The organism is Plantibacter flavus, assembly GCF_002024505.1.
Classification (GTDB): domain Bacteria; phylum Actinomycetota; class Actinomycetes; order Actinomycetales; family Microbacteriaceae; genus Plantibacter; species Plantibacter flavus_A.
Window position 1 is genome coordinate 145,977 of sequence record NZ_CP019402.1, and the last position, 26,707, is coordinate 172,683.

General features: G+C 69.9%; 24 protein-coding genes. 11 read left to right on the forward strand and 13 right to left on the reverse strand.

The genetic code is table 11. The features are described from left to right. The first annotated feature begins 67 nt into the window (after window positions 1-67). The 4 genes from BWO91_RS00700 to BWO91_RS00715 all read left to right on the forward strand — a co-directional run bounded on the left by BWO91_RS00700 (window position 68) and on the right by BWO91_RS00715 (window position 3,924). Entirely contained in the window at window positions 68-1,567 is a 1,500-nt protein-coding gene (locus BWO91_RS00700; protein ID WP_079000531.1) for a glycoside hydrolase family 36 protein, read from the forward strand. Between the two features lie 95 nt (window positions 1,568-1,662). Next, window positions 1,663-2,625 carry a helix-turn-helix domain-containing protein gene (locus BWO91_RS00705; protein ID WP_205847558.1) on the forward strand — a complete coding sequence of 321 codons (963 nt, stop codon included), beginning with the start codon at window positions 1,663-1,665 and terminating at the stop codon, window positions 2,623-2,625. A 150-nt stretch (window positions 2,626-2,775) separates the two neighbouring features. Next, entirely contained in the window at window positions 2,776-3,537 is a 762-nt protein-coding gene (locus BWO91_RS00710; RefSeq protein WP_064293923.1) for an alpha/beta fold hydrolase, read from the forward strand. A gap of 9 nt (window positions 3,538-3,546) precedes the next feature. Then, complete coding sequence (locus BWO91_RS00715; protein WP_064293922.1) at window positions 3,547-3,924, forward strand: RidA family protein; 378 nt, start codon at window positions 3,547-3,549, stop codon at window positions 3,922-3,924. A 104-nt stretch (window positions 3,925-4,028) separates the two neighbouring features. Here the strand turns inward: BWO91_RS00715 and BWO91_RS00720 are convergent, their stop codons facing one another. From BWO91_RS00720 to BWO91_RS00750, 7 genes are all read right to left on the reverse strand, one after another. Then, complete coding sequence (locus BWO91_RS00720) at window positions 4,029-5,096, reverse strand: LacI family DNA-binding transcriptional regulator (protein WP_079000536.1); 1,068 nt, start codon at window positions 5,094-5,096, stop codon at window positions 4,029-4,031. Between the two features lie 86 nt (window positions 5,097-5,182). Continuing rightward, a complete protein-coding gene (locus BWO91_RS00725) occupies window positions 5,183-6,067 on the reverse strand; it encodes a sugar phosphate isomerase/epimerase family protein (protein ID WP_064293921.1) in 885 nt (294 codons plus the stop codon). After that, on the reverse strand, window positions 6,064-7,161 hold the full coding sequence (locus BWO91_RS00730; RefSeq protein ID WP_079000538.1) for a Gfo/Idh/MocA family protein: 1,098 nt from the start codon (window positions 7,159-7,161) through the stop codon (window positions 6,064-6,066). Before BWO91_RS00730 ends, BWO91_RS00725 begins: the two co-directional genes overlap by 4 nt. 52 nt (window positions 7,162-7,213) lie before the next feature. Next, window positions 7,214-8,047: a sugar phosphate isomerase/epimerase family protein gene (locus tag BWO91_RS00735; protein WP_079000540.1), complete on the reverse strand. Its 834-nt coding sequence runs from the start codon at window positions 8,045-8,047 to the stop codon at window positions 7,214-7,216. 2 nt (window positions 8,048-8,049) lie between these two features. Next, window positions 8,050-8,994, reverse strand: a complete 945-nt coding sequence (locus BWO91_RS00740; RefSeq protein WP_079000542.1) for a carbohydrate ABC transporter permease — start codon at window positions 8,992-8,994, stop codon at window positions 8,050-8,052. Then, the gene (locus BWO91_RS00745; protein ID WP_079000544.1) at window positions 8,991-9,965 is read right to left on the reverse strand and encodes a carbohydrate ABC transporter permease; all 975 of its coding nucleotides are present in this window, start codon (window positions 9,963-9,965) and stop codon (window positions 8,991-8,993) included. Before BWO91_RS00745 ends, BWO91_RS00740 begins: the two co-directional genes overlap by 4 nt. After that, the gene (locus tag BWO91_RS00750) at window positions 9,965-11,227 is read right to left on the reverse strand and encodes an ABC transporter substrate-binding protein (protein ID WP_167620414.1); all 1,263 of its coding nucleotides are present in this window, start codon (window positions 11,225-11,227) and stop codon (window positions 9,965-9,967) included. Before BWO91_RS00750 ends, BWO91_RS00745 begins: the two co-directional genes overlap by 1 nt. Window positions 11,228-11,411: 184 nt before the next feature. On the opposite strand from BWO91_RS00750, the gene uxaC reads away from it, so the two are divergent. From uxaC to manD, 3 genes are all read left to right on the forward strand, one after another. Further along, window positions 11,412-12,830, forward strand: coding sequence for a glucuronate isomerase (gene uxaC, locus BWO91_RS00755; protein WP_079000548.1), 1,419 nt, complete (start codon window positions 11,412-11,414; stop codon window positions 12,828-12,830). Window positions 12,831-12,835: 5 nt separating this feature from the next. After that, a complete protein-coding gene (locus BWO91_RS00760; protein ID WP_079003781.1) occupies window positions 12,836-14,296 on the forward strand; it encodes a mannitol dehydrogenase family protein in 1,461 nt (486 codons plus the stop codon). An 80-nt stretch (window positions 14,297-14,376) separates the two neighbouring features. After that, the gene (gene manD / locus BWO91_RS00765) at window positions 14,377-15,615 is read left to right on the forward strand and encodes a D-mannonate dehydratase ManD (RefSeq protein ID WP_079000550.1); all 1,239 of its coding nucleotides are present in this window, start codon (window positions 14,377-14,379) and stop codon (window positions 15,613-15,615) included. A gap of 115 nt (window positions 15,616-15,730) precedes the next feature. On the opposite strand, the gene BWO91_RS00770 is transcribed toward manD, so the two are convergent. The 4 genes from BWO91_RS00770 to BWO91_RS00785 all read right to left on the reverse strand — a co-directional run bounded on the left by BWO91_RS00770 (window position 15,731) and on the right by BWO91_RS00785 (window position 19,165). Beyond that, window positions 15,731-16,621: an EamA family transporter gene (locus BWO91_RS00770; RefSeq protein ID WP_079000552.1), complete on the reverse strand. Its 891-nt coding sequence runs from the start codon at window positions 16,619-16,621 to the stop codon at window positions 15,731-15,733. Between the two features lie 239 nt (window positions 16,622-16,860). Beyond that, entirely contained in the window at window positions 16,861-17,265 is a 405-nt protein-coding gene (locus BWO91_RS00775) for a RidA family protein (protein ID WP_064293914.1), read from the reverse strand. Window positions 17,266-17,345: 80 nt separating this feature from the next. Then, the gene (locus BWO91_RS00780) at window positions 17,346-18,119 is read right to left on the reverse strand and encodes an IclR family transcriptional regulator (protein ID WP_071261505.1); all 774 of its coding nucleotides are present in this window, start codon (window positions 18,117-18,119) and stop codon (window positions 17,346-17,348) included. Next, entirely contained in the window at window positions 18,116-19,165 is a 1,050-nt protein-coding gene (locus BWO91_RS00785; protein WP_079000554.1) for a sugar kinase, read from the reverse strand. The genes BWO91_RS00780 and BWO91_RS00785 overlap by 4 nt, the downstream gene beginning before the upstream one ends. A gap of 158 nt (window positions 19,166-19,323) precedes the next feature. Here BWO91_RS00785 and BWO91_RS00790 point away from each other — a divergent pair, with 158 nt between their 5' ends. Genes BWO91_RS00790 through BWO91_RS00805 form a run of 4 tightly spaced genes read left to right on the forward strand, consistent with a single transcriptional unit; the run spans window position 19,324 to window position 24,453 of the window. Beyond that, complete coding sequence (locus BWO91_RS00790) at window positions 19,324-20,628, forward strand: amino acid deaminase (RefSeq protein ID WP_079000556.1); 1,305 nt, start codon at window positions 19,324-19,326, stop codon at window positions 20,626-20,628. Between the two features lie 23 nt (window positions 20,629-20,651). After that, complete coding sequence (locus tag BWO91_RS00795) at window positions 20,652-21,311, forward strand: bifunctional 4-hydroxy-2-oxoglutarate aldolase/2-dehydro-3-deoxy-phosphogluconate aldolase (protein WP_079000558.1); 660 nt, start codon at window positions 20,652-20,654, stop codon at window positions 21,309-21,311. Then, window positions 21,308-22,945, forward strand: a complete 1,638-nt coding sequence (locus BWO91_RS00800; RefSeq protein ID WP_205847559.1) for an N-acyl-D-amino-acid deacylase family protein — start codon at window positions 21,308-21,310, stop codon at window positions 22,943-22,945. Before BWO91_RS00795 ends, BWO91_RS00800 begins: the two co-directional genes overlap by 4 nt. A 38-nt stretch (window positions 22,946-22,983) precedes the next feature. After that, on the forward strand, window positions 22,984-24,453 hold the full coding sequence (locus tag BWO91_RS00805; RefSeq protein WP_079000560.1) for a GntP family permease: 1,470 nt from the start codon (window positions 22,984-22,986) through the stop codon (window positions 24,451-24,453). A 199-nt stretch (window positions 24,454-24,652) separates the two neighbouring features. On the opposite strand, the gene nucS is transcribed toward BWO91_RS00805, so the two are convergent. Further along, window positions 24,653-25,348: an endonuclease NucS gene (gene nucS, locus BWO91_RS00810; RefSeq protein WP_079003783.1), complete on the reverse strand. Its 696-nt coding sequence runs from the start codon at window positions 25,346-25,348 to the stop codon at window positions 24,653-24,655. A 94-nt stretch (window positions 25,349-25,442) separates the two neighbouring features. Continuing rightward, window positions 25,443-26,687, reverse strand: coding sequence for an MFS transporter (locus BWO91_RS00815; RefSeq protein WP_079000562.1), 1,245 nt, complete (start codon window positions 26,685-26,687; stop codon window positions 25,443-25,445). Between the last annotated feature and the right edge of the window lie 20 nt (window positions 26,688-26,707).

Sequence of the window (26,707 nt, forward strand, 5' to 3'; positions counted from 1 at the left end):
GCCCCGCGGTGGCAGGCGTGAATCCCGCGTCGATCCCGAGAGTGCCCATCCAGACAGAAAGCCGGCCATGCTGCACACCCTCACCTTCGGTGACCTCCGCGTCCCCGCGAACCTCGCCGGCGAACCGACCGCCACGAGCACCGGCTTCGTCGTGCCCGCCGGTCCGGTCGCGATCCTCCACCCCTTCGGCGACACCGGGTTCTACCGGCACGGCTGGAACTCGTGGAGCCCGAGCGGCTGGACCACCACGGACGGCGAGACCATCGGCATCAAGAACAACCCCGACCGGCTGCTCACCGCCGACGATGCGGTCAACGAGACCCCGCACCTCCACTCCGGCAGCGGTGTCGGAGCCATCGCGGGACCGGACGGCACCGTGCTGCTCATCGGGACCCTCGGGCTCGGCAACCCCAGGGTCGGTGCCGACCGCAACACGATCTGGGCGCGGAGCGAGACCGACGAAGCCGAGTGGTTCGTCACGTTCGGGCCGGAGCAGCAGGCCTTCGCCGACTATGCGGCGATCCTGTCAGAACGACTCGGGCGGCGCTCGCAGCGCGCCGGTCGCGTCTGGAGCAGTTGGTACTCCTACTACGAGGGCATCGACGAGGAGCTGGTCGCCCGCACCGTGGCCGACCTCACCGGGTACCCCTTCGACGTGTTCCAGCTCGACGACGGCTGGGAGCCGATCGTGGGCGACTGGACGGCCGGTCCGGACTTCCCGTCCGGCATGCAGGCGACCGCCGGTCGCATCGCCGAGGCCGGGTTCCGCCCGGGGCTCTGGCTCGCCCCCATGATCGCGCTTCCCGATTCCACGATCGCGCGGGAGCGCCCCGACCTCCTCGTGCAGGACGACGCCGGCCGCCCGCTGGCGACCGGCTACAACTGGAACTCCCACTACTACTCGCTCGACACCACGCAGCGGGAGGTGCATGACCACCTCCGCGAGGTCTTCGAGCGCGTCACCGGGTGGGGTTTCAGCTACCTCAAGCTCGACTTCATGTACGCGGGGGCCGTCGCCGGTCGGCGGCATCAGGACGTCCACCGCGAGACCGCCTACCGGGACGCGATCTCGTTCATCAGGGAGACCGTCGGCGACGACGTGTACCTGCTCGGCTGCGGCGTCCCGATGATCCCGTCCATCGGGGTGTTCGACGGCGCGCGCGTTGGGCCGGATGTCGGTCCGTTCTGGGACAACGCCGAACGGGTCGGCGACCCGTCGGGCGTCGGCGCATGGAACTCGATCGTCGACTCCGTCAACCGCGTCTGGCTGAAGGACGTCTACGAGGTCGACCCCGACGCCGTCTACTTCCGCAGCGCCCGCAACCTCCTCGACCCGGACGAGCGACGCATGCTCCAGGACGTGGCGGCCATCCTCGAGTTCAAATCGACCTCCGATCCGGTGGTGTGGCTGCACGAGAGCGAGCGAGCCGAACTCCGGCAGTACCTCACGGAGACCCCCACGGTCGAGCAGACAGGGCGGTTCACCTTCCGGCTCGACGGCCGCGAGGTCGACCTGACGGCCGTCGTGGCAGGGGAGGCCCGGTCCGACACCTCGTACATCGGGTGATGCTTGGCGCTCGCCGGAGACCCGGCCCTATCCGATAAACGAACGCCGATCCTCCAAAGATGGAGCTACCACGGACTCGTGAGATTCTGGGCAGGATGAGCGTGAATGCTGGGCCCGCGGAGCGGTTCGAAGCCGCGGGCGGCGACGTCGACGACGCGCGCGAGCTGTACCGCGAGGCGTACCAGATCGGCGGGATCACCGTCGAGCCGACGGCCACCGACTTCGGATACCGCTTCACGTCCATCGGCGACGCCGACCTCGCGCTGCGCGCGTCGCAGGTCGAGGGCCGGATCACGGGCGCTTCCTTCACCCAGGACGAGTACGTGGTGACCTGGCTCACGCGTGGCGAGGGCGTGATGGACCTGCTCGGCTCGCCGATGAAGCTCCACCCTGGCGTGCCCTCGATGTTCGCGAATGACCGGCCCGCGCAGTTCGATCTCATCGACTATCGGCTCAACATGATGCACTTCGGCGGTGCGTACTTGGAAGGCGTCGCGGCGGACACCGAGGGGTCGGTGGGTCCGATCCGGTTCGACACGACGTTCCGCCCGTCGGGCGACGCTCTGCGGCGTTGGACCGAGACGGTGGCGACCGTCGCGCGCGTGATCTACGACGACGGGAGTTCCGCGGTGCTGCGCGCCGAGGCGAACCGAGCGGCCGCCGTCACGTTGCTCGAGGTCTTCCCACATGTCGCTCTGCAGCCACGGACCGATCTGGCGGTTCCTCCGAGCAGCAAGGCCCGCGTCGCCGTCGAGTTCATGGTCGCGAACGCCCACCGACCCATCGCGACCGCGGAGATCGCGGAGGCCGCCGGGCTCAGCCTGCGCAGCCTGCAGGCGGCGTTCCGCCGTGAGTACGACGTCACCGCCACGGACTACCTGCGCTCGATCCGCCTGGATCGCGTGCGGCAGGAGTTGCGGGATGCGGAACCGGGCCTGGCCACGGTCGCCGAGGTCGCCAGACGGTGGGGGTTCACTCACCTCGGGCGGTTCGCGGCCTCCTACACGAGCCGCTTCGGCGAGTATCCGAGTGTCACCCTCGCGTCGAGCGCCCGCTGAGCGCCATACCCGGTCCCTGAGCGGCACCCCGGTCCCTGAGCCTGTCGAAGGGCGGCACCCCGAAGCTGAGTGCTCCCACCAACGAGGCCTGTCCGGCGCGGGCACCCGGTACGGTGTCCGGATGACGACTGGACGATACTGCGGTTCCCCATGGCAGTAGGGGCGACGCGACGCGACGCGCAGCTCGTGCTCGACGACCTCTCCTTCCGGATCATCTCCACGACCGCCGATCGCGACCCCGGCGCGGCCCGCTTCGTCCTCGTCCACGGTGTCGGCACCTCGCACCGGTACTTCGCCCGGCTGCACGACGACCTCGCCCGCGACAGTGACACCGTCTCCGTCGACCTCCCCGGGTTCGGTGGTCAGGCGAGGCCCGTCCGCACGGTCGAGGTCGGAGAGATGGCGACGGCACTCGGGCACGCGCTGGACACGCTCGGGACCGCGCCGTTCGTCCTCGTCGGTCATTCCATGGGTGCGCAGTGGGTCGTCGAACTGGCCGCTCAGCGCCCCGATCTGGCGCGTGCCGTCGTCATCATCGGTCCGGTGACGGACCGCGATCATCGGTCGATGGTGGCGCAGGCGCTGGCACTCGCGTGGGACACGGTCGGTGAGACCATGAGCGTGAACCGACGGGTCTTCGTCGACTACCTCCGCGCAGGGCCGTCGTGGTTCCTGCGGCAGGTGCGACGGATGGTCGACTTCCCCATCGAGGACCGCATCGTCGAGGTCACCGCTCCCGTGCTCGTCGTCCGCGGCGGGAACGACCCGATCGCCGGTACGGGATGGAGTCGGTTGCTTCGTGATCGGGCGTCACACGGTTCGATGGCGGTCGTGCCCGGCCACCGGCACGTCGTGCAGCACACGGCACCACGAGCGATCGCCTCGGCGATCCGTGCCTTCGTCGCCACCTAGGCTGAGGCCATGACGCGATCCACGGTGAACGACCCGCACGCTCCGAAGCCCGTCGGGCCGTATTCGCATGCCGCGGTCGCCCCGACCGGAGCGCTGTACCTGTCCGGGCAGACGCCCATCGATCCGGTGACCGGAGCCCTCGTCGACGGTGATGTCGCCGAGCAGACCCGCCGGGTGTTCGCCAACCTCGAGTCGGTGCTGACGGCCGCCGGTCGTGGGTTCGCCGACGTGGTCAAGGTGAACGTCTACCTCGTCGACATGGCCGACTTCGCGTCGATGAACAGCGTCTACGAGTCGGTCTTCTCGGCGCCCTACCCTGCGCGCACCACGGTCGCGGTCGTCGGGCTGCCGCTCGGCGCGCGCGTCGAGATCGAACTCGTCGCCTGAGGCGGTGCGTCCCTGGGCGAGAGCGGCTCCAGAGCTCATCCCGGTCCCTGGGCGACGGGCCATCCTGCCCCTGAGCCTGTCGAAGGGCTGGGCGGCGGCGGGGATCAGTCCGTGGGCGGCGGGGCGGTCGACTCGCGCATGATGAGCGTGGTCGCGAGGTCGGTGATGGTCGGGACGTCGGTGCCCCCGAGGTGCGCGAAGAGGGTCTGCACGGCGTAGGAGCCGGAGGCGATGTGCGGGCTCCGGATCGAGGTGAGCGCCGGTGTCGTGAAGTCCGAACCGAAGATGTCGTCGAAGCCGATGAGGCTCAGCTGGGCGGGCATCTCGACGCCACGTGACCGCAGCTCCAGCATGATGCCGATGGCCAGGAGGTCGTTGTACGCGAGGACCGCGGTGGCACCCGTCTCGAGCACCGCTGTGGCCGCCGCCCTGCCCGCGGCCATGTCCGGCTGCGTCGACGGCACCCGCACCGTCTCGATGCCGCGTTCGGCGCACAGCTCCCTCGTCCGGCTCCACCGATGCCGCGACATCCAGGACCGGCCGGGGCCGGAGACGAACGCGAGCCTCCGGTGACCGAGCTCCGCGAGGTGGTCGATCGCCGCGGTGAGGCCCGGGTCGACGTCGGCGACGATGCTGTCGACGTCGTCGACCTGACGGTTGATCACGACGACCGGCTTCTCCTGGCCCAGCGCGCGCACGTCGTCGGGCAGGAGCCTCGAGGTCGCGAGGATGAGACCATCGACCGACGGCATGAGCCGCCTGGCGGTCAGCAGCTCCATCTCCGCCGACTCCTTGAACTCCGCGAGCACGAGCGTGTAGTTGCGCTCGGCGGCCTCACGCTCCGCACCGCGGACGACGTCGAAGAACATCGGGTTCGTGATGTCGGCGACGATGAGGCCGAGCGTGCCGGTGCGCCCGGTGGGGAGCGCCCGGGCGGCGGGGTTCGCCACGTAGTTGAGCTGTTTGGCGGCGTCGTGGATCTTCTGCGCCGTCTTCTCGTTGATGCGGCCAGGGCGGCTCAGCGCCCGCGACACGGTCGACGGGTTGACGCCGGCGAGCTGCGCGATGTCGTAGATCGTCGCGGCACGTTTCGTCTTCGCGGCCCCCGCCGTGGGTTCGGGCGTTCCGGGCTCGGGAGCGATCGTCTCCGCGGATGCGTCAGAGGTGCTCATGGGGCCCGCTCCTCTCGATCGCCGCCCTCGGCGACCTGAGCCATCGTACTGCCGCGGCCTCGGCGTGCGGGCTCAGGCCTGCCTGGTCAGCGGGTCGCGACATCGAGTGCGTGGCCGGCCCATTCGTACGACAAGCGGTGGGACTCGTAGACGCTCTCGACGCTCGGGAAGTCGACCTCGATCATGTAGTCGCCGTCGTAGTCCGCGGGCATCGCCGCGACGATCGCGTCGAAGTCGAGCACACCGAGCCCGGGTTCCGCCCACAGCCGCTTCGTCTGCGACGTCTCGTGGTAGCTCAGCGCACCGTCCGCCGCGCCGTCGAGGTGATCGGCGTAGACGTCCTTGATGTGGATGCCGCCGAGGCGGTCGCGGTAATCGGTGATCATCGCGACCGGGTCCGCTCCCGCCCAGCGGAGGTGTCCGGTGTCAGGCCCGAACCCGATGAGGTCCGGTCCGAGGGTGTCGAGCAGACTGCGGATCTCGTGCTCGGTCTCGAAGACGCCACCGACGTGCGAGTGGTGCAGGGGGCGGATCCCCTCGGCGAGCAGGACCTCGCAGGTCCGGCCGGCGTTCTCGATGGCCAGGTCGAGCCGCCCCTGGGAGAAGTCGGCGCCGATCGCCGGCGTGGCCATGCGCGCCGGGATCGCCATCGAGGAGATCATCGTCCGGTCGAGTCCGAGGGAGGCCTGGGCCGCCCCGAACGCCTTCGCCGCCTCGAGGACCTCGGCGAGGACGATCGTCTCGTCGAACGCGCTGCTGAACAGGCTGAGCGACGGTGCGAGGCCGTAGCCGCCGATCCACGTGCGGTACTCGTCCGCGGTCATGCCCTCGGGGATGTCGGCCTTCACCGCGGTGAACCCGATGCGCTGGAAGTCGGCGAAGGCCTCCTCGAACACCTCGCGGGTCTTGCCTCGCGCACTCCAGTAGGGGATGGGGTTCGCCGCCACCCGGTTCGTCCGCTGCGCGCTCATCGGGCCACCGCCGCAACGGCGTCGAGGCGGACCGGTTGGCCCGTGCGTGCGGACTCGTAGAGACCGGTGATGATCGAGATCGCCTGGCGGTTCTCGGCCAGCGTCACGCGGAGCGGCTCCTCCCCGCGGATCGCGGCGAGGACGTTCCGGTACTGGTGCAGGTGCGCGTCCGACATCTGTCCGGCGACGCTCGAGCCCGCCTGCGTCTCGTCGGCGAACTGCGCCGCCTGGTTCGTGTCCTTGCCCTGCGAGCCGAAGAAGGCCTCGGCGCGCTCCGTTCCGGCGGGAGTGGAGTGGAAGTAGGTCAGCTGGTCGTTCTCGATGACCGCGGAGCCGCGGTCGCCGTGGACCTGCAGCCGCGCGACGAGGCCCGGGTAGACGGCCGTCGAGCCGTGGATGACGCCGAGCGCACCGGATGCGAAGCGGACGACACCGACCGCGACGTCCTCGGTCTCGATGCGCTCGTGGGCGAGGAGCGCGGTGTAGCCGAAGACCTCGACGGGGCGTCCGAGGAGGGCGACCAGCAGGTCGACCGTGTGCACGCCCTGGTTCATGAGCGCGCCGCCGCCGTCGAGCGCCCAGGTGCCGCGCCAGTCGCCGGAGTCGTAGTAGCTCTGCCCGCGCCACCAGTCGACCGAGGCGATGCCCGAGGTGATGCGCCCGAGGTCTCCGCGTTCGGCGGCGGCGAGGACGATCTCCGTCGAGGGGTCGAAGCGGTGCTGGGAGATGACGGTCACGACGGTACCGGCGCGCTCCTGCGCGGCGATGATGTCGTCCGTCCGCGAGACGGTGACGTCGGCCGGCTTCTCGATGATGACGTGCTTGCCGGCCTCGAGTGCCTCGATGGCGAGGCCGGCGTGCAGGCCGGTGGGGGTGCAGACGACGACGATGTCGGGGTCGGTCTGCGCCAGCGCCTCCGCGAGGGTCGTGAACGCCCGTCCGCCGCGCTCGGCGACGAGGGCCTCCGCCTTCGCGAGCTCCGGGTCGGCGACGGCGACGAGTTCCAATTCGTCGCGAAGCTGGTCGATGACGATGCCGTGCTGCTTCGAGATGATGCCGGCGCCGGCGATGGCGATGCGGTGCGGTCGGGACATGCTGGGGTTCGCTCCAGTTCTGTGCGTGGGGTGGGTCGGTGTCCGTGCCGGCTCAGGCGAGCTGGCGGAGGTGCGCGAGGGCGGCTTCGAGCTCCGGTTCGAAGTCCTCGAAGAGGCACTCGACGGTGACGGGGCCGTCGTAGCCGCCGTCGCGCAGGGCCGTGATGAACTCGGCGAGCGGCCAGTCGCCCTGGCCGGGCGGCCGTCGTCCGGCGTCGGCGATGTGGGCGTGTCCGATGCGGGCACCGAGGGCCTGGACGACGGCGAGCGGCTCCTCCTCCAGCATGATGTGGAAGAGGTCGGCGACGACGGGCACGCGGTCGATCCCGAACTCGTCGAGGAAGGCGACCGTCTCCTCGAGCGAGTTGAGCAGGTTCGTCTCGTCCCGGTTCAATGGTTCGAGGACGATCTGCAGTCCGTTCCGCTCCGCCGTGTCGCGCGTCTCGACGACGACTTCTGCGAACCTCGCGCGGGCGGCCGTGACGTCCACCCCGGCGGGGATGGCGCGCGCCGTCCCGCTCCCGAACACGATCTTCGCGCCGGGCTCCGAGACCGAACCGATGATCGGCATGACGGCGTCGAGGTACGCCGTGACGCGTTCCGCCGGGAAGTCGGGGTCGGCGAGCGACAGGTCGCCGGGGAACAGGATGGCGAACGACCCGCGTCGGACGCTCGCGTCGTAGTCGGGATGGCGCGTCCACCCGTCTCCGTCGGCGACGACGAGGTTGCCGACGATGGTCGGTTCGGCGTAGTCGGCTCCGGACGCGAACGCACCGGGGATGCGTTCGGAGGGGACGATCACGCCGTACCCGGTGAGCGGGTACCGCTGGGCGGTCGGGTTCGAGTCGGACATGTGGTTCCGTTCCGTCGTCGGTGGGATGGTCATCGCTACTTCAGGCTCCCCGAGATGAGGTCGAGGCGCCAGAACCGCTGCAGGACGAGCACGAAGATCACCACGGGGATGACAGCGATGAGCGCCCCGGCGATGGCGACCGAGTAGAGCACCGGTTCGCTACCGCCACGGTTGAGCATGAGGAACATGGCGACCGTGATGGGCGACAGCTCCGACTTCGACTGCATGATGTACGGCAGCAGGAAGTTGTTCCAGGCACCGATGAACTGCAACAGGAACACGGTCACGAGACCGGGGAACAAGAGCGGCAGGCCGATCGAGACGAAGGTGCGCCCCTCGTTCGACCCGTCCACCCGAGCCGCCTCGAGGAGTTCCTGCGGCACCGAGCCCCGCGCGAACACGTAGGAGAGGTAGATCCCGAACGGGGTGATCGAGATCGGGATGAGCACCGCCCAGTAGGTGTTCGTGAGGTTCAGCTGTGCGAAGAGCATGTACTGCGGGATCGCCAGCGTGATCGTCGGGAGCAGCACACCCGCGAGCAGTCCGACCATCACGGCCTTCTTACCCGGGAACCGGTAGAGCGCGAGCGCGTAGCCGGCGGCGGCCGAGACGGCGGTCGACAGGAGTGCGCCGCCGATCGAGTAGATGAAGCTGTTGCCCAACCAGCGCGCGAAGGAGCCGTTCTCGTACGCGAACAGGTCGGTCATGTTGTCGATGAGGCTCGAGCCGAAGGTGAACGCGCTCGTGGAGAACAGCTCGCCGGTGCTCTTCGTGGCGGCGAACACGACCCACACCATCGGGAGCAGGAAGTAGAGGACGGCGATCAGGAGCACGACCGTCGGGAGGATTCCGCCGAGCTTGTGGACGAGGCTGACGGATTCCTTCGGCTTGCGGATGCGGCCGCGATCGGCGCGGACGACGGTCTCGCGAGCGCGACGGTCCTCCTCCGCGCGTTCCGCGGTGCGTGCGGTGGTGGTCATGCGTTCCTCCGAGCTGCGAGGCGTTGCCCGCCGAGCACCAGGAGCGACAGCAGCACCGTGGCGAGGGCGAGGATGATGGATGCCGCCGACGCCGAGTTGAGGTCGTCGTGGGCGAAGGCGTCCCGGTACACCCGCATCAGTGGGAAGTAGGTCGAGCTGATGGCCGGGGTGAGGCTCGAGAGCATCTGCGGCTCGCTGTACACCTGGAGGGCGCCGATGATCGAGAAGAGCCCGGTGAGGATCGTGGCCGGCACGATGTGCGGCAGCTTGATGTACCAGGCGATGCGCGGTTCGTTGCAGCCGTCGATGCGGGCGGCGTCGATCTGCTCCTTCGGCAGCGACTGCAGTGAGGTGTACAGGATGATCGTGTTGAAGCCGATCCCGCCCCACAGCACGACGTTGATGATCGCCGTCATGACGAGGTCGCCGCGCAGCAGCGTCGGGAACTGCAGGCCGAAGGTCTCGGCGAGCTGGTAGATCGGGCTGATCTCGGGCACGTACAGGAAGCCCCACATGAGCGCCGCGATGACGCTCGGCACGCCGTACGGCAGGAAGATCGCCATGCGGCTGAACGCGCGGAGGCGGGCTCTCGGGAGGTCGAGCAGCAGCGCGAACAGCATCGCCGTGAGCATCATGATCGGCACGAGGAAGAGCGCGTACACGGCGAGGTTGCCGAGGCTCGTCCAGAACGTGGGGTCCTGGAGCACCTTCGTGTAGTTGCCGAGGCCGACGAAGACCTCCTCGCGCACGCCGTAGGCGCTCGCACCCGCCGCGGTGCCCATGAGACTGAGGCCGCCGGAGTACACGATCGGGATGACGAACACGAAGACGAACAGGACGACCGCGGGGGCGATGAGCACCCATGCGAACAGGTGGTGCGGGCGGGTCAGCGAGACGCGCCGTCTGGTGGGGACCGCGGTCGGATCGTCCTCCGTCCGACCGCGGCCCCGCTCGATGGTCGGCGCGGTCATCAGCCCGCCAGGTCCTTCTCGACGATGTCCTGCACCTTCGGGAGCACATCGGCCCACGGGCTCGTCCCCTCGATGGCGTTGCCGAGCTCGTCGGTGATGGCGGTGAAGGCCACCTGCGTGTTCGGTCCCCACTGCACGGTGACGAGCTTCGACGCGGCTTCCGTGGCGCTCGGCCAGTAGGTGGTGTCCTCGGGCATGAGCTCCGGCGGCGTGCGGTCGATCTCCTGGCCGTGGAGAGCGCCGGTGAACTTGTTGACCTCGACGAGCCCCTCGGCGCCCTCATCGGACGCGTTCAGCCAGGTGATGAACTCGAGCGCCTGGTCGTAGTGCGGGCTCTCCTTGAGGATGACGTTGGCCGAACCGCCACGGGCGAAGACCCGCGGATCGGCGGTGTCCCACTGCGGGATCTGTGCGGCCGACCAGAGCCCGACGGTGTCGGGGTACTGGTTGAGCAGTGGACCGGGAGCCCAGGCGCCGGCGATCGTGCCGAGCACCCGGCCACTCGCGGTCGCCTCGATCTGCTCGGGGCTGCCGGTCTGGTAGGTGCTCACGAGGTCGTCCTCGACCATGCCCTGCCAGAAGTCCAGGACCTCCCGCGTCTCGGCGCTGTCGATGTCGACACCCCATTGCTCGTCGGCGTAGTCCCACCACTGGGCGCCGTTCTGCAGGGCGAGCCCCATGAACTGGTCGGCGTCGATCGAGCTGAAGTTGAAGAGGTAGCGGTCACCGTCGAGGGTGCGGACCTGCTCGGCGAGGGCGCGGAAGTCCTCCCAGCTCGCGGCCGGGGTGAGGCCGTACTGCGCGAAGAGGTCGTTCCGGTAGACGAAGAGCGCCGGCCCGAGATCCTGCGGGACGCCGTAGACCGTGTCGTCGAAGGACACGCTCTCGAGCACCGTGGGGGAGTAGGCCTCCTCGAGGTCCTGCTTCGCGCTGTCGAGTGGGGCGAGGACGCCGGCCGACACGTAGGTCGGCAGCTGCGTGTACTCCGCCTGCGCGATGTCGGGGCCGTCGCCGGCTCGCACCGCGCTCAGGACGCGGACGGGCATGTCCGCTCCGCTCGCGGGTTGCGAGATGTTGACCTGGATGTCGGGGTTGGCCTGGTTCCACACCTCGACGCGCTTGTCGATGTTCGAGCCCCAGGCCCAGAACTCGAGCGTCACCGGGCCGTCGGCCGAGTCGTCGCCGCCCGGTCCCGAGCACGCGGTCAACGCGAGGGCGAGGATTCCCGCGGTCGCGATTCCGATACGAACGCTGTTTGCCACTGCAATCTCCTTTGATAGCGGGGTCTGCTCCTCGCGTCGCTGAAGCGTTTCAGTGGTGCTGGACCACGACGGTTCCGGGCGGAAGCGGGATCAGTCTCGCAGACGGTCGTCGATCTGGCAAGCGATTGCCAGAAGGACATGGCAATCGGTTGACAGGCGGGGTTCTCCCGGTTTCAATGGAGGCGTGCCAACGACGCTGCAGAACGATCCAGACCGCCTCCTCCCCGCCGACCCGGGGACCCGCGACGTCGCCAGGGCGCTCTACCGCTCGGTCGAGGCCCTGCCGATCGTCTCGCCGCACGGACACGTGGATCCGGTGATCCTCGTCGAGGACACCCCGTTCGCGAACGCCACCGAGCTGTTCCTCCGGCACGACCACTACGTCACCCGCCTGCTGCACGCCGCCGGGTTCTCCCTCTCGGACGTCGGCGTGCCCGACCTCGCGGAGGGTGGTGCCGTCGCCGCGCCGCGGGACGCCTGGCGACGCTTCTGCGAGCACTGGCACCTGTACGCCGGCACCGCCTCCGGGTACTGGCTGAGCTCGATCCTCGGTGAGCAGTTCGGCGTCACCGAGCAGCCGGACGAAGCGAACGCCGACCGGCTCTTCGACACGATCCAGGAGGCGCTCGAAGCGCCGGCGTTCCGTCCGCGTGCGCTGTTCGAACGCTTCCGTATCGAGGTGCTCGCGACCACCGACGACCCGATGGACGACCTCGCCGCACATGCCGCCCTCGCGGCGGACCCCGCCTTCAGCGGGCGCGTCCTGCCGACCTTCCGGCCCGACGCGTACCTCGATCCGACGAAGGCCGGGTGGGTGGAGCGGGTCGCGGCACTCGCCGCCTGGAACGGGACACCGGAGTCCAGCTACCGCGGGTATCTCGAGGCGCTCGTCGGGCGCCGTCGCCACTTCATCGAGCACGGGGCGGTGTCGGCCGACCACGGTGTCCCGCAGCCGCTCACGATCGAACTCGAGGAGGCGGACGCCGCGACGCTGTTCGACCGCGCGCTGTCGGGGACCGCCGACGCCGCGGACCTCGAGCGGTTCGCTGCGCACATGCTGTTCGAGAGCGCCCGGATGAGCGTCGAGGACGGCCTCGTCATGACCGTGCACCCCGGTGTCCACCGCAATCATCACTCGCCGACGCTCGCCCGCTTCGGGCCGGACACCGGGCACGACCTCCCGGTCCGCACCGACTACGTCCGCCCCCTGCGCCCGCTGCTGGAGCGGTTCGGCACGGCTCCGGGGTTCCACCTCGTCCTCTTCAGCGTCGACGAGACGAGCTACTCGCGGGAGATCGCACCGCTCGCCGGGTTCTACCCGAGTGTCTTCATCGGCGCACCGTGGTGGTTCCTCGACGCGCCCGACGCCGTCCTGCGCTTCCGGTCCGCCGTGACGGAGACGGCCGGGTTCTCACGCGGATCGGGGTTCATCGACGACACGCGGGCGTTCCTCTCGATCCCCGCCCGACACGACATGTCCAGGCGCCTCGACGCGTCGTTCCTCGCGCGACTCGTGCGGGAGGGGCGCATCGACGAGGCGACGGCCGAACGCATCATCCTCGACCTCGTCGTCGACCAGCCGCGACGGGTGTTCAAACTGTGAGCACCGTGACGACCGCGGACAGCGCTGCCGGAGCCCAGGGGGAGCAGGCGGTCCCGCCTCTGTCCCGCGCGCGGCTGCCCGAGTTGCCGTCGGCGCCGGTCCGGATCGTCCACCTCGGACTCGGCGCCTTCCACCGTGCTCATCAGGCCTGGTACACCCAGCTCGCCGACCCCGATCACGAGTGGGGCATCGCCGCCTTCACCGGCCGGAGTCCGCAGGCCGCAGTCGATCTGGACACCCAGGACTGCCTCTACACGGTCGTCGAGCGATCGGCGGACGGCGACTCGGCGACGATCGTCGGTTCGATCGTCGAGGCGCGGGACGGTGGCGACGTCGCACGGCTCCACGACCTCCTCGCCGCCGAAACCACCGCCATCGTCACGCTCACGGTCACCGAGTCCGGGTACCGGCTCGATGCCGAGGGGAGGCCGGACACGTCGGATCCGGCGGTCGAGCACGACGTCGCCCTGCTGTCCGAGGCCTTCGTCGAGCCGGCGGACCTCCGCGACGCCCGACCGACGACGACGCTCGGCAGACTGCTCCTCGGCCTCGAAGCCCGTCGTCGTGCCGGGGCCGGTCCGATCGCGATCCTGCCGTGCGACAACATCGCCGACGGCGGTGCGCTCGTCCGTCGCGCGATGCTCGCCCTTGCTGACCGGGTCCACCCGGAGACCGCTCGGTGGATCACCGATGAGGTCTCGTTCGTCTCGTCCTCGGTCGATCGCATCACGCCGCGTCCCACGGCCGCCGACGAAGCGACGGCCGCGACGCTCACCGGATTCGCCGACGCCGCTCCCGTCGTCACCGAGCCCTTCACCGACTGGGTGCTGAGCGGCGACTTCCCCGCCGGGCGGCCGGCGTGGGAGTCCGCGGGCGCCCGGTTCGTCGACGACCTCGAGCCCTACGAGCAACGCAAACTGCGGCTGCTCAACGGCGCCCACAGCCTCCTCGCCTACGCGGGCCCGCTGCGCGGTCATGCGACGGTCGCCGAGGCGGTCGGCGACGAGCAGTGCCGGGCCTGGGTCGACGAGTACTGGGACGAGACGGAGCGCCACCTGCCGGACGACCTCGGGCTGACGGCGTATCGCACCGCGCTCCTGGAGCGCTTCGACAACGCGCGCATCGAGCACCGGCTGCAGCAGATCGCCCTCGAGGGGGTCACCAAGCTGCGGGTGCGGATCGTGTCGACCCTCCTCGCGGAACGGGCCGCCGGTCGGCCGGGAACCGGGTCCCTGCGCGTGATCGCCGCGTGGGTCGCGGCCGTCCAGGGCGACGACCGGCCGGGTGACGCGAGCGGTGCCGCCGTCGCCGAGGCGCTCAGGTTCCAGGGTCGGGAGCGGACCGCGGCGCTCGTGCGCCTGATCGATCCCCGCCTCCTCGACTCGGAGCCGGATGGCGGTTCCAAGCTCGTCACCGAGCTGGAGCACCTGGTCGACGAGCTGACCGGACGCCCACGGAACCCCTGACACCCGCCACTGCAGCCGACCCGCAGTCCGTCGGAACCACCCCGGCCACATCGGCCGCAACGCACGAAGGAGTAGTACCCATGAACATCGACAAGGCTGAGGTCATCGTCACGAGTCCCGATCGGAACTTCGTGACGTTGAAGCTCACGACGGATGACGGTCTGACCGGCCTGGGGGACGCGACGTTGAACGGGCGCGAGTTGGCGGTGGTGGCGTATCTGTCCGAGCACGTGGTGCCGTTGCTGCTGGGGCGTGATGCGTCGCGGATCGAGGACACGTGGCAGTTCCTGTATCGGTCGGCGTATTGGCGTCGGGGTCCGGTGACGATGGCGGCGATCGCGGCGGTCGACATGGCGCTGTGGGACATCACGGGCAAGGCTGCGGGCATGCCGGTGTACCAGTTGCTGGGCGGTGCGTCTCGGACGGGGCTGCTCGCCTACGGGCATGCGTCGGGGAAGAGCAACGAGGAGCTGTTCGACAGTGTGCGCGAGCACCAGGCGCAGGGCTACAAGGCCATCCGGATCCAGACGGCGGTGCCGGGGCTGAAATCGATCTACGGCATCGCCTCCAACGCCACGTTCGAGGGCAACACCGGCGTCCGCTACGACCACGAGCCGGCGCAGCGTGGCGGCCTGCCGAACGAGGAGGACTGGGACACCCGGTCGTACCTGCGTCACCTGCCGACGGTGTTCGAGGCGGTGCGGAACGAGTTCGGTCCGGAGCTGCCGTTGCTGCACGACGGGCACCACCGGATGACGCCGATCCAGGCCGCGAAGCTTGGGAAGTCGCTGGAGCCGTATGACCTGTTCTGGCTGGAGGACTGCACGCCGGCGGAGAATCCGGAAGCGTTGCGCCTCGTGCGGCAGCACACGACGACGCCGTTGGCGATCGGGGAGATCTTCAACACGGTGTGGGACTACCAGCAGATCATCCGCGAACAGCTCATCGACTACGTGCGTGGTGCGGTGACGCACATGGGCGGGATCTCGCATCTGAAGAAGACGTTGGACTACGCGTCCCAGTACCAGATCAAGTCGGGCATGCACGGCCCGACGGACATCTCCCCGGTCGGGATGGCGGCCGCGATGCACCTCGGCTTGTCGATCCACAACTTCGGCATCCAGGAGTACATGAAGCACGGCGAGAAGACCGATGCCGTGTTCCAGCAGTCGTACACCTGGGAGAACGGCATGCTGCACCCGGGAGAAGCACCGGGTCTCGGTGTCGAGCTGAACGTGGACGAGGCGGGCAAGTACCCGTACCAGCGCGCCTACCTGCCCTACAACCGTCTCGCCGACGGCACCGTCCACGACTGGTGACCCCCGCGGCCAGCGCGGTGCGCTGACCCGACCGCGCCCCTGTGGCGTGAGTGCGCCCCTCCGGAGGCCCGCGCTCACGTCGCAGGGGCGCGCTCGCGAAGGCCTCGGAGCCAGGTCAGCCCGCGAGGAGGGCGACGCCGATCACGACGACGGTCGCCGCGGCGATCCGGCGCACGGGTCGGCCCTCGCGGAGCACGAGTGCACCGAACAGGCTGACGAGGATGACGCTCACCTCACGCATCGGCGCGACGAGGGCGACCGGTGCCATGGTGATGGCGACGAGCACGAGGATGTACGACATCGGCGAGAGCACCCCGAAGGCGAGGATGCGTGGCCAGTGGGCGCGCAGGACCGCCGGAAGCTCGCGCGCCCGGCGACCGAGCGAACCGGAGAACAGCACGACCTCGACCGCGGTGCAGCCGACCATGTACGCGACGGGCGAGGCGCCCCACGTGCGGACGGCGTGCGCGTCCCAGATCGTGTAGGCCGCGATCGCGACCCCGGTGAGGAGTCCGAAGGCGACTGCAGGGTCGATGCGTCGTCGCGTGGCGCGTACGTCGACGGCGACCGGTGACGGGTCGCTCCCGCGATCGACGAACCCGATCGCGACGACGCCGACGACGATCGCCGCGACACCGAGAAGCGCGAGCAGTGACGGGCGTTCACCGAGGATGAGGACGGCGATGATCACGCTGATCGTCGGGCCGGTGCCGCGCGCCGTGGCGTAGACGGTGGAGAGGCGTCCGCTGGCGTAGCCGCGCTGCAGCACAAGCATGTAGACGTAGTGCAGCACGGCGGAGATCATGACGCCGATGGCGAAGCCGGTGAGGGCGTCCGTACCGAGCCCGCCGGTGAAGGGGACGACGATCGCCCACAGCACGGTGCTCGACACGGCCCCCCACCAGAGGAAGGGCATGCCGATCCGGCTGACGCCGTGGGCGACGATGTTCCACGCCGCGTGGCAGACCGCGGCGGCGAGGACGATGGTGACGGCGAGCAGAGACACGTGGGACCCTTCCGATCCTCGCGGGCGCGACGATCAGGGTCCTCCGGGCTTTTGTCCTGTCAGATGACGGTCTTCGGCTGGCCGCCGACCGTGGCGCCGCTCGGACCAGTCGAGCTGTCGCTCCGGAACCCTAGGCGCTATCGCTCACCACGCTACCAGCCTCCGGCGAGACGTGTTCGTTCGCCCGAAGATGGGCGAACGAACGCTCATTCGCCCGAACTCGGGCGAATGGACGTGCGTCAGTCGACGATCGCGATGGCGTCGATCTCGACGAGCATCTCCTCGCGGGGGAGGCCCGTGAAGACCGTGGTGCGGGAGGGCAGGACGCCACCCTTGACGCGCGAGCCGACGAACTCGCCGTAGGCGTCGTTCATGATCGCGAAGTCCTCGCGCTTGGTGAGGTAGACGCGCAGCATCATGACGTCGTCGAAGGTCGCGCCGCCGGCCGCGAGGATGGCCTCGACGTTCTGCAGGGTGCGGGTGGTCTGCGCGGCGACGTCGCCCGGGAACAGGTACTCGTTCGTCGCGGGGTCGACGGGGCCCTGGCCGGAGACCTGGACGAAGTTGCCCTTGCGGACGCCCTGGGAGAAGGTGTGCGCGGGAGCCGGGGCGTCGGTGGTGGAGATGGCGGTGCGTTCGGTCATGGGGATGTGTCCTTCGGTTGGTGGCCCTTCGACAAGCTCAGGGACCGGGGTAGGTGATCAGGGACGGGACGGGTGGGAGGTCAGGAGGTGACGGGTGCCTCCGCGGGCGCCGGCGGCGCGTAGCCGAGTTCGGTGGAGATCGCGGTTGTGGTGGCAAGGAGCTGCGGCAGGAGGGCGCGGACGCCGCTGTGGGGGAGCACCATGGTGGGGACCGAGATCGACACCGCCGCGGTGACCCGGCCGTCGGGCCCGAAGACCGGAGCGGCCACGCAGTTCATGAAGCTCTCGTGCTCCTCGTGGTCCTCGGCCCATCCGCGTTCGGTCGAACGCTCGATCTCGGCGAGCAGGGCGTCGGCGTCGGTGATGGTCTTGTCGGTGTACCGCTCGAACACGATGCCCGTGACGACGCGTCGCCGCTCCGCCTCGTCGAGTCCGCCGAGGAGGACCTTCGCGACGCCGGTCGCGTACAGGGAGGCCGGCAGGCCGACGCGCGAATACATGCGGAGGGGCTGACGCGACTCGACCTTGTCGATGTAGAAGACGGAGCCGCCCTCGTAGGCGGCGAGGTGCACCGTCTGGCCCGTGGCCGCCCCCAGCGCCCGGATGTGCGGAGCGGCGACGCCGCGGACGTCCTGCTCGTCGAGCGCGGTCTGGGTCAGCTCGAACATCGCCCGCCCGAGGTGGTACCGGAACGACGCGTCGCGCGTGACGAAGCCGTGCTCCTCGAGCGTGTTGAGCAGGCGCAGCACCGTGGTCTTGTGCACACCGGCCGTCGCCGCGAGCGCGTCGAGGGAATTGGTGCCCGAGACGATCTCGCGGAGGAGGTCGAGCGCGCGGGACAGGGACTGGCTCATGCGTCGATCATCCCGTGTGCGCCGACGGTGGTCCACGGCAGTGGGCGCTCTGCGGTGATGCGCCACGACGCCCATTCCTCATCGGTCGCCTCGACGATGGTGCTGACACCCTGGGCGTCCGGCACGAGCTCGGGGCGGTCGCCGTGGCAGACGAGCGTCGACGCCGCTACCGCGTGGCCGAGCCGCGTGCAGGCGGTGTCGGAGCGACCCGAGGCCAGCCCGGCGAGGTAGCCGGCGGCGAACGCGTCGCCCGCACCGACGGTCTCGACGACGTCGACCGACAACGACCGCACGTCGACGCCCGCCTCGGACCCGCGGTGGAGGGTGGTCGCGGCGTTCTCCTCGTCCTTGAGCACGATGCGCCGCAGGGTCGGCAGCTCGGCGAAGAGGCGGGTGGCGTCCGTGTGGCCGAAGAACAGCTCCGCTTCGTCGACGCCCAGGAACAGGACGGACGCCTGGTCGAGCAGGCGATGCAGCGGGGCGGTCGAGCGACGCTCCCAGAGTCGCGGCCGGAAGTTGAGGTCGACGCTCAGGACGGTGTCTCGGGGGAGCGCGTCGCCCAGCTCGCCCACGAGCAGCGCGGTCGAGTCGGACAGCGCCGGGGTGATGCCGGAGGTGTGCACGATGGCCGAAGCGGTGATGGCCGCCCGGGTCGCTTCGTGTCGCAGGGTGTCGGCGCCGAGCTGCGACGCGGCGGACTCGCTGCGGTAGTAGTGCATCCGCGGTCGACGGTCGCCGCCCGCGCTCACGACCGTCTCCTTGACGTAGAGGCCGGTGGGCCGGTGGTCGTCGCGTTCGACGGCGTCGGTGAGGACGCCGTCGTGCCGGGCCGTCTCGAGGATGTAGTCACCGAACCCGTCGTCGCCGAGGCGCGAGATCCAGTGGGTGGGGACGCCCAGGCGCGCGAGGCTGGAGGCGACGTTGAACTCGGCACCCCCGACGCCCGTCCGGTATTCGCGGGCTTCGGCGACCGGGAGCTGGCCCTCGGGCAGGAGGACGACCATCGCTTCGCCGATCGTGCTCACGGTGGACGGTGACGTCGTCATCACGGTTCCCCTCGCGTCTCGGCCGGGTCCGGTTGACGGCCTGTGGACGCAATGCTAGAACAGACGTAGCGCCGGATGCAATGTATGTTGCAAGATGCGCAACGCCTGACGCTCACGGTGTCGGTGGGTGCAGCGCTCGATCGCGAAACGAGGAGACCATGACGGACGACTTCGATGCCGGTGCGCTGGGCGTGCTCGACGGCAGCCTCAAGGGCTTCCCACCGGCGTCCGTCGGGACCGACGCCGCCACGTTCCTCGCCGGTCGACCGGCGCTGGCCGACTTCACCACGCCGCTCGTCACGCTCGACCGCTCGGCGGTCACCGACAACGTCGAGACCATGCGGCAGTGGTGCGAGCGCGCCGGGGTGGGCCTCGCGCCGCACGGCAAGACCACGATGAACCGGGCCCTCTGGCAGCGTCAGCTCGACGCGGGTGCCTGGGGCATCACCGTCGCGACCCCGTGGCAGCTCTCCGTCGCGCTCGACTGGTCGATCCCCCGCGTGATGCTCGCCAACGCCCTCGTGCAGCCCGAACACCTGCGCGCCGTCGGGCGGGCCCTCGACCGCGGCGACGCCGAGATCGTCGTGTGGGCCGACTCCGTCCGCGCCGTGCAGATCATGTCGCGCGTGCTCGCCGAGCAGCCACTGGGTCGCCCGCTCCACGTGCTCGTGGAACTCGGTGCGCCGGGTGGCCGCACCGGAGCCCGGGACCACGCCACCGCGCTCGAGATCGCCGAGGCCGTCGTCGCCTCGCCCGAGCTCGCGCTCGCCGGCGTCAGCGGCTACGAGGGGGCCCTCGCGCACCACGGCGACGACGGCTCCCTGCAGATCGTGCGTGATTACCTGACCTCGCTCGCCGAGCTGCACACCGGGCTCCTCGCCGCCGGCCGCTACGACGATCGCGTCGAGACCCTCATCGTGACCGCCGGGGGCAGTGCCTACTTCGACGTGGTCGCCGAGGTCCTCGCGGAACTGCGCGACCTCGACGGTGCTCGCGGACGCGCCGTCGACGTGCTGCTGCGCTCCGGCGCCTACGTGACCCACGACGACGGCTTCTACCGGGGGATCACGCCGCTGGGCCGCCACGAGGGTACTGGCGACTTCCGCTCCGCGATCCACGGCTGGGCGACGATCGTCTCCCGCCCCGAGCCCGGCCTGGCGCTCGTCGACGGCGGGAAGCGTGACTTCCCCTTCGACGAAGGGCTCCCCGAAGTGCAGGGCGTCCGCCGCGCCGGATCCGCCACCGTCGAACCGCTCCCGGGCGCGACGACCACGGCCATGAACGACCAGCACACCTTCGTCTCCCTGCCGCCCGGCAGCGACGTCGAGGTCGGTGACGTCATCCGCCTGGGCCTCTCCCACCCGTGCACCACCTTCGACAAGTGGCGTGCCCTCGTGGTCATCGACGACGTCCGTCTCGCCGAACCGAGCGCCGTCGACGCCGTCACCACCACCTTCGGCTGAGCCGAACCGAACAGGAGCCCCGCATGACGCTCGAGACCCCTCCCACCACGCCGCACGCCCTCGACGCCCTGTACGCCGACCGCGCCATCGCCGTCGTCCGCGTGCCCGTCATCCCCGACCCGGTCGAACTCTGCCGGGCGCTCGCCGCGGGCGGGATCCGCAGTGTGGAGTTCACCTTCACGACGCCGGGCGTCGAAGCCCTGATCCGTGCCGCGGCCGACGCGATCGGCGACCACGGGGCCGTGATCGGCGCGGGGACGGTCGTGGACCGCGACACCGCACAGCGCGCCATCGACAGCGGAGCGCAGTTCCTGGTCACGCCCGGGCTGAGCGAGGAGGTGGCCGAGGTCGCCACCGCCGCCGGCATCCCGTTCCTGCTCGGTGCGATGACGCCGAGCGAGGTCATGCGCGCCGCGTCCCTCGGTTCCCACGCGGTCAAGATCTTCCCGGCCGCCGCCATGGGGTCCGGCTTCCTCAAAGACCTCAAGGGTCCGTTCCCGGGTCTCCGGCTCGTGCCGTCGGGCGGACTGCACGCCGGCAACGCCCGCGAGTACATCCAGGCCGGCGCAGCCGCCGTGACCGCGGGTTCGAGTGTGGTCGGTGCGGCCGACGTCGCCGCGGCCGATTGGGCCGGCGTCACCGAGCGTGCGACCGCCTTCACCGCGGCGGCCCTCCTGCCGTGACGTCGCGACCGACGGACGGAGCGCGCGCGGTGGTCATCCGCGGCGCTCGCATCGTCGACGGCACCGGCGGACCGAGCGTGCACGGGTCGCTGTTCATCGACGGGGGCCGCATCGTCGCGATCGGGGCGTCCGCCGAGGCCGACGCACCTGCTGACGCCCTGATCATCGATGCTGACGGTCTCGTCGCGTCGCCCGGCTTCATCGACATGCACGCACACTCCGACCTCGCGGTCCTCCGCGACCACGAGCACCTCGCCAAGGTCTCGCAGGGCGTCACCACGGAGGTCCTCGGACAGGACGGGCTCTCCTACGCCCCGACGGACGACCGCACGATGGCCATCGTCCGGCAGCAGATCGCCGGTTGGAACGGGCAACCCGACGACGTCGACTTCGCCTGGCGGACCGTCGGCGAGTACCTCGACCGGGTCGACCGCGGGACCGCGCTGAACGTCGCCTATCTGGTGCCGCAGGGCTCCGTCCGGATGCTCGTGGTCGGCACCGAGAACCGGGCTGCGACCGCCGACGAGATCGCTCGGATGCAGGAGCTCGTCGCCGCCGGCATGCGGGAGGGCGCGGTCGGGATGTCCTCCGGCCTCACCTACGTGCCCGGCATGTTCGCCGACACCGAGGAACTCGTCGCGCTGTGCCGAACCGTCGCGGAGCACGGCGGCTTCTACGCACCGCACCAGCGCTCGTACGGCAAGGGTGCACTCGAGGCATACGCGGAGATGATCGACATCAGTCGTCGTTCCGGCTGCGCACTGCACCTCACGCACGCGACGATGAACTTCGGCGTCAACGCCGGCCGGGCCGCCGAACTTGTGGCCCTGATCGACGCCGCCATCGCGGACGGCGTCGACATCACGCTCGACACCTATCCGTACCTGCCGGGTTCGACGACCCTGTCGGCGTTGCTGCCGAGCTGGGCGGCGGTCGGCGGGCCGGACGCGACGATCGAGCGTCTGGGCGACGAGGAGGTCCGGGCGCGGATCCGATACGAGCTCGAGGTGCTCGGCACCGACGGCTGTCACGGTGTCGTCACCGACTGGGCCACGATCGAGATCTCCGGCGTCGCGAACCCCGAGCTCGCCGGCTTCGTCGGGCGGACCGTCGCCGACATCGCCGCCGAGGATGCGGGACACGCATGGTCGGGCGACCCGACGGCCCTGTTCTTCGCGCTGCTCGAAGCCGACCGGCTCGCGACCGGCATCCTCCAGCACGTCGGCGACGAGGCCAACGTGCGCACGATGATGGTGCACCCGGCCCACACGGGCGGGAGCGACGGGATCCTGATCGGCGCGAAGCCACACCCGCGTGCCTGGGGCACCTTCCCGCGCTACCTCGGCCACTACGTCCGCGAAGAGGGGGTGCTCGGGCTGGAAGACGCCGTCGCCCACCTCACCTCGCGGCCGGCTGCGCGCCTCGGCCTCAGCGACCGCGGCGTGCTCCGCGTCGGAGCCGTGGCCGACCTCGTCCTGTTCGACCTCACGACCATCGCCGACCGCGCGACGTTCGCCGAGCCCCGGCAGCAGGCCGCCGGCATCCCGTGGGTGTTCGTGAACGGTGCCGCCGTCATCGCCGACGGTCGGCGCACCGACGCCGTCCCCGGCCGCTCGATCCGCCGCCCGGCCTGACCGCTTCCCCAGCCTCCCAACGATCCAGAAGGTCTCCCATGCCCATCAACGCCCTCGCGCGCAGCGTCGCGGCCGCCGCTCCAGCACCGAGCGACCCCATCGGCTGGTTGCAGCAGACCACGCCCGGCCTGCTCATCCTGTGTGCCGTCGCCATCGCGGTGCTGCTGTTCCTCATCATCCGGGTGAAGCTCGAACCGTTCATCTCGCTCTTCATCGTCGGCATCGGCCTTGCTCTCGCGACCGGGACGAGCATCTACCAGATCGTCGGCGTGGCCGTGCCGGATCCCTTCGACGACGAGCAGATCAAGCCGGGGGCGTCGCTCCTCGAGACCGGCTTCGGTGGGATCCTCGGGCACATCACGATCATCATCGGTCTCGGCACCGTGCTCGGCGCGATCCTGGAGCGCTCCGGTGGTGCTGACGTCCTCATCCGGAAGCTGCTCGGTCGCTTCGGGGAACGCGGTGCTCCGATCGCGATGGGGCTCACCGGTCTCATCTTCGGTATCCCCGTGTTCTTCGACGTCGGCATCTTCGTCCTCGCGCCCCTCGTCTACATCACCGCGCGTCGCGGCGGGAAGTCGCTCGTGCTCTACGCGCTCCCGATGCTCGCCGGTCTCTCGATGACGCACGCGTTCCTGCCTCCGCACCCGGGCCCGACGGCGCTCGCCGGCACCTTCGAGGTCGGGCTCGGCTGGCTCATCCTCATGGGCTTCCTCTGCGGCATCCCCGCCTTCATCGCGTCGGGTATCGCCTGGCCGCTCTGGATCGGGAAGCGCGTCATGGTCTCGGTTCCCGAGGAGTACGTCCTGGAGCCCGAGGACGACGCCCCCGAGCGCAAGGACGTCTCGCTCTGGAGCGTCGGTCTCATCATCATCACGCCGATCCTGCTGATCCTCGCCGCCACCTTCGGCGCCCTCGCCCTGCCGAACGGACCAGTCCTCGAAGCGTTGACGCTCATCGGCAACCCGGCGGTCGCGCTCACGATCGCCGTCTGCCTCGCGTACTACGTGCTCGGGGTGCGGCGCGGCATGACGCTCGCCGAACTGGGCGAGCTCTCCGGCCAGTCGCTCCGACCGATCGGCATGATCCTGCTCGTCGTCGGTGCGGGTGCGTTCTTCGGCGCCGTCATCTCGGCGACGGGGGTGGGCGCGGCGTTGGCCGAGGTGCTCGGTTCGCTCGGCCTGCCGATCATCGTGTCCGCGTACCTCATCAGTTCCGGCCTCCGCATCGCGCAGGGCTCGGCGACCGCGGCCATCGTGATCACGGCGGGGATCCTGCAGCCGGTCGTGCTCGCGGGTGACTACTCGCAGCCGCAGCTGGCGCTCATCGGCATCGCGATCGCCGCGGGTTCGATCACGCTCTCGCACGTCAACGACGGCGGGTTCTGGATCATCGCGAAGTACTTCAACATGTCGGTGAAGCAGACGCTCGCGACCTGGACCGTGCTCGAGACGATCCTCTCGGTCGTCGGCTTCGGGATGGTCGCCCTCATCTGGCTGTTCGTCTAGCCCGAGTCGTGACCGTCGGTCCAGTGCCTATCTCAGGAGAGTCCGGGCGTGTCGGTGCCGGGTGAAGCCGGCGCGCCGGAGGACTCCTGAGAAAGGTCGCTGAGCGGTAGGTGGTGCCTTTCTCAGGAGTGTCCGGGCGTGTCGGTGCCTGGTGAAGCCGGCGCGCCGGAGGACTCCTGAGAAAGGGACTCAGTCGACGTCAGAAGAGGCGGGAGTCGCTGTCGTCGAGGCCGCGCATCGCGTCGTAGTCGAGGACGACGCAGCGGATGCCGCGGTCCTGGGCGAGGGTGCGCGCCTGCGGCTTGATCTCCTGTGCGGCGAACACGCCCTGCACGGGAGCGAGGAGCGGGTCGCGGTTCATGAGTTCGAGGTAGCGGGTGAGCTGCTCGACGCCGTCAATGTCGCCGCGGCGCTTCAGTTCGACCGCGACGGACGCCCCGGTCGCGTCGGTGGCGAGGATGTCGACCGGGCCGATCGCGGTCATGTACTCGCGGCGGATGAGTCGGTAGCCGTCGCCGAGGAGCTCGATCTGTTCGGCGAGGAGCTTCTGCAGGTGTGCTTCGACGCCGTCCTTCTGGAGGCCCGGATCAAGGCCGAGTTCGTGCGCGCTGTCGTGGTGGACCTCGTGGATCGACACGATGAGGGCGTCGCCGGTCTTCTTGTGCGTGACCTTCCACAGCTCGGTGATCCCGGCCGCGGCCTGCGTCTCGTCGGGCTCGACCGTCGTGAGCACGCAGGGCGGGCTCATCCAGTTCAGCGGCTTGTAGGAGCCGCCGTCGGAGTGGACGAGCAGGCTGCCGTCGTTCTTCACCATGAGGAGCCGTTTGGCGAGCGGCAAGTGAGCCGACAACCGTCCGGCATAGTCGACCGAGCACTCCGCAATCACCAAACGCACGACGACGAGCCTACCGCGACACCGCAGCACGTCCATTCGCCCATGTTCGGGCGACGGAACCCCGAATCGCCCGAATATGGGCGAACGAACGGGCTCAGCGCTTGCGGCGGCTGCTCTCGCGGGCGGCCGGAGAGGCAAGGCCGGCGAACACGATGAGCACGAGCACGACGAACAGGGCGTTCAGGAGACCGATGGCGTCGCCGAGGATGCCGATGAGCGGCGGACCGACGAGGAACGCGCAGTAGCCGATCATCGCGACGGCACTCACCCGTGCCGCAGCGCGCTTGGAGTCGTCGGCCGCGGCTGACATGCCCACCGGGAACCCGAGCGAGGCGCCGAGTCCCCAGAGCACGGTGCCGAGGATCATCAGTCCGGTCACCGGCGTGAGGATGAAGAGGACGAGCCCGGCGATCGCGGCTCCAGCCGACACCCGGAGCACCGGCACCCGTCCGAAGCGGTCGATGAGGGGCCCGCCGACGATGCGACCGACGGTCATCGCGGTGACGAAGACCCCGTAGACGAGCGCGCCGGTCGTGTTGCTCTGCCCGTGGCCGTCGACGACGGCCAAAGCGAGCCAGTCGTTGGCACTGCCCTCGGCGAACGCCATACCGAGGATGATGACGCCGATGAGGATGAGCCGGCCGTCCGCCCAGACCGAGAGGCTCTCGCGGAGACGCTCCTGCCACGGCGTCTGCGGTGCGTCGTCGGCTTCGGCGGCCACGTTCTGCTGGACCGGGACGAAGCGCACGGCGACGACGGTCGCGACGGTGATGGCGACCGCCATGATGAGCGCGTGCCAGAACACCTCGAGGCCGATCGCCGAGGCCAGAGCGCCGAGCCCCGCTCCGGCGACCGTGCCGAAGCTGAAGCACGCGTGCATCAGCGGCATCACCGTCTTGCCGAGTTCCTGTTCGGCCGCGGCTCCCTCGACGTTCATCATCACGTCGAGGGCTCCGTTTCCGAAGCCGAAGACGATGAGCCCGACCAGCACGATCCCAGCGAGCGGTACGAGGCTCGCGCCGACGCCGATGAGGAGGAGGCCGGTCGCGACGAGCCCGAGCACCAGCTGCATGCCTCGCCGCGGTCCGAGTCGCGCGAGCAGGTGCTGGGAGGCGACGAGGCCGACGACCGATCCGATCGACATCCCGAGGATGAGCAGCCCGACGGTGCCGGTGGTGAGTCCGAGGTTGTCGCGGATGGCGGGGATGCGGGCCACCCACGTCGCGATGCTGAGACCGCTGAGGGCGAAGACCACGAAGATCGCGTTCCGCCAGGCGAGCAGTTCGCGGCGTGGTCGCAGGGCGACGGGGGCGGTGTGCGGGTTGGTCGGCTCTGACACGTGGTCCTCGGGTTCGGTGC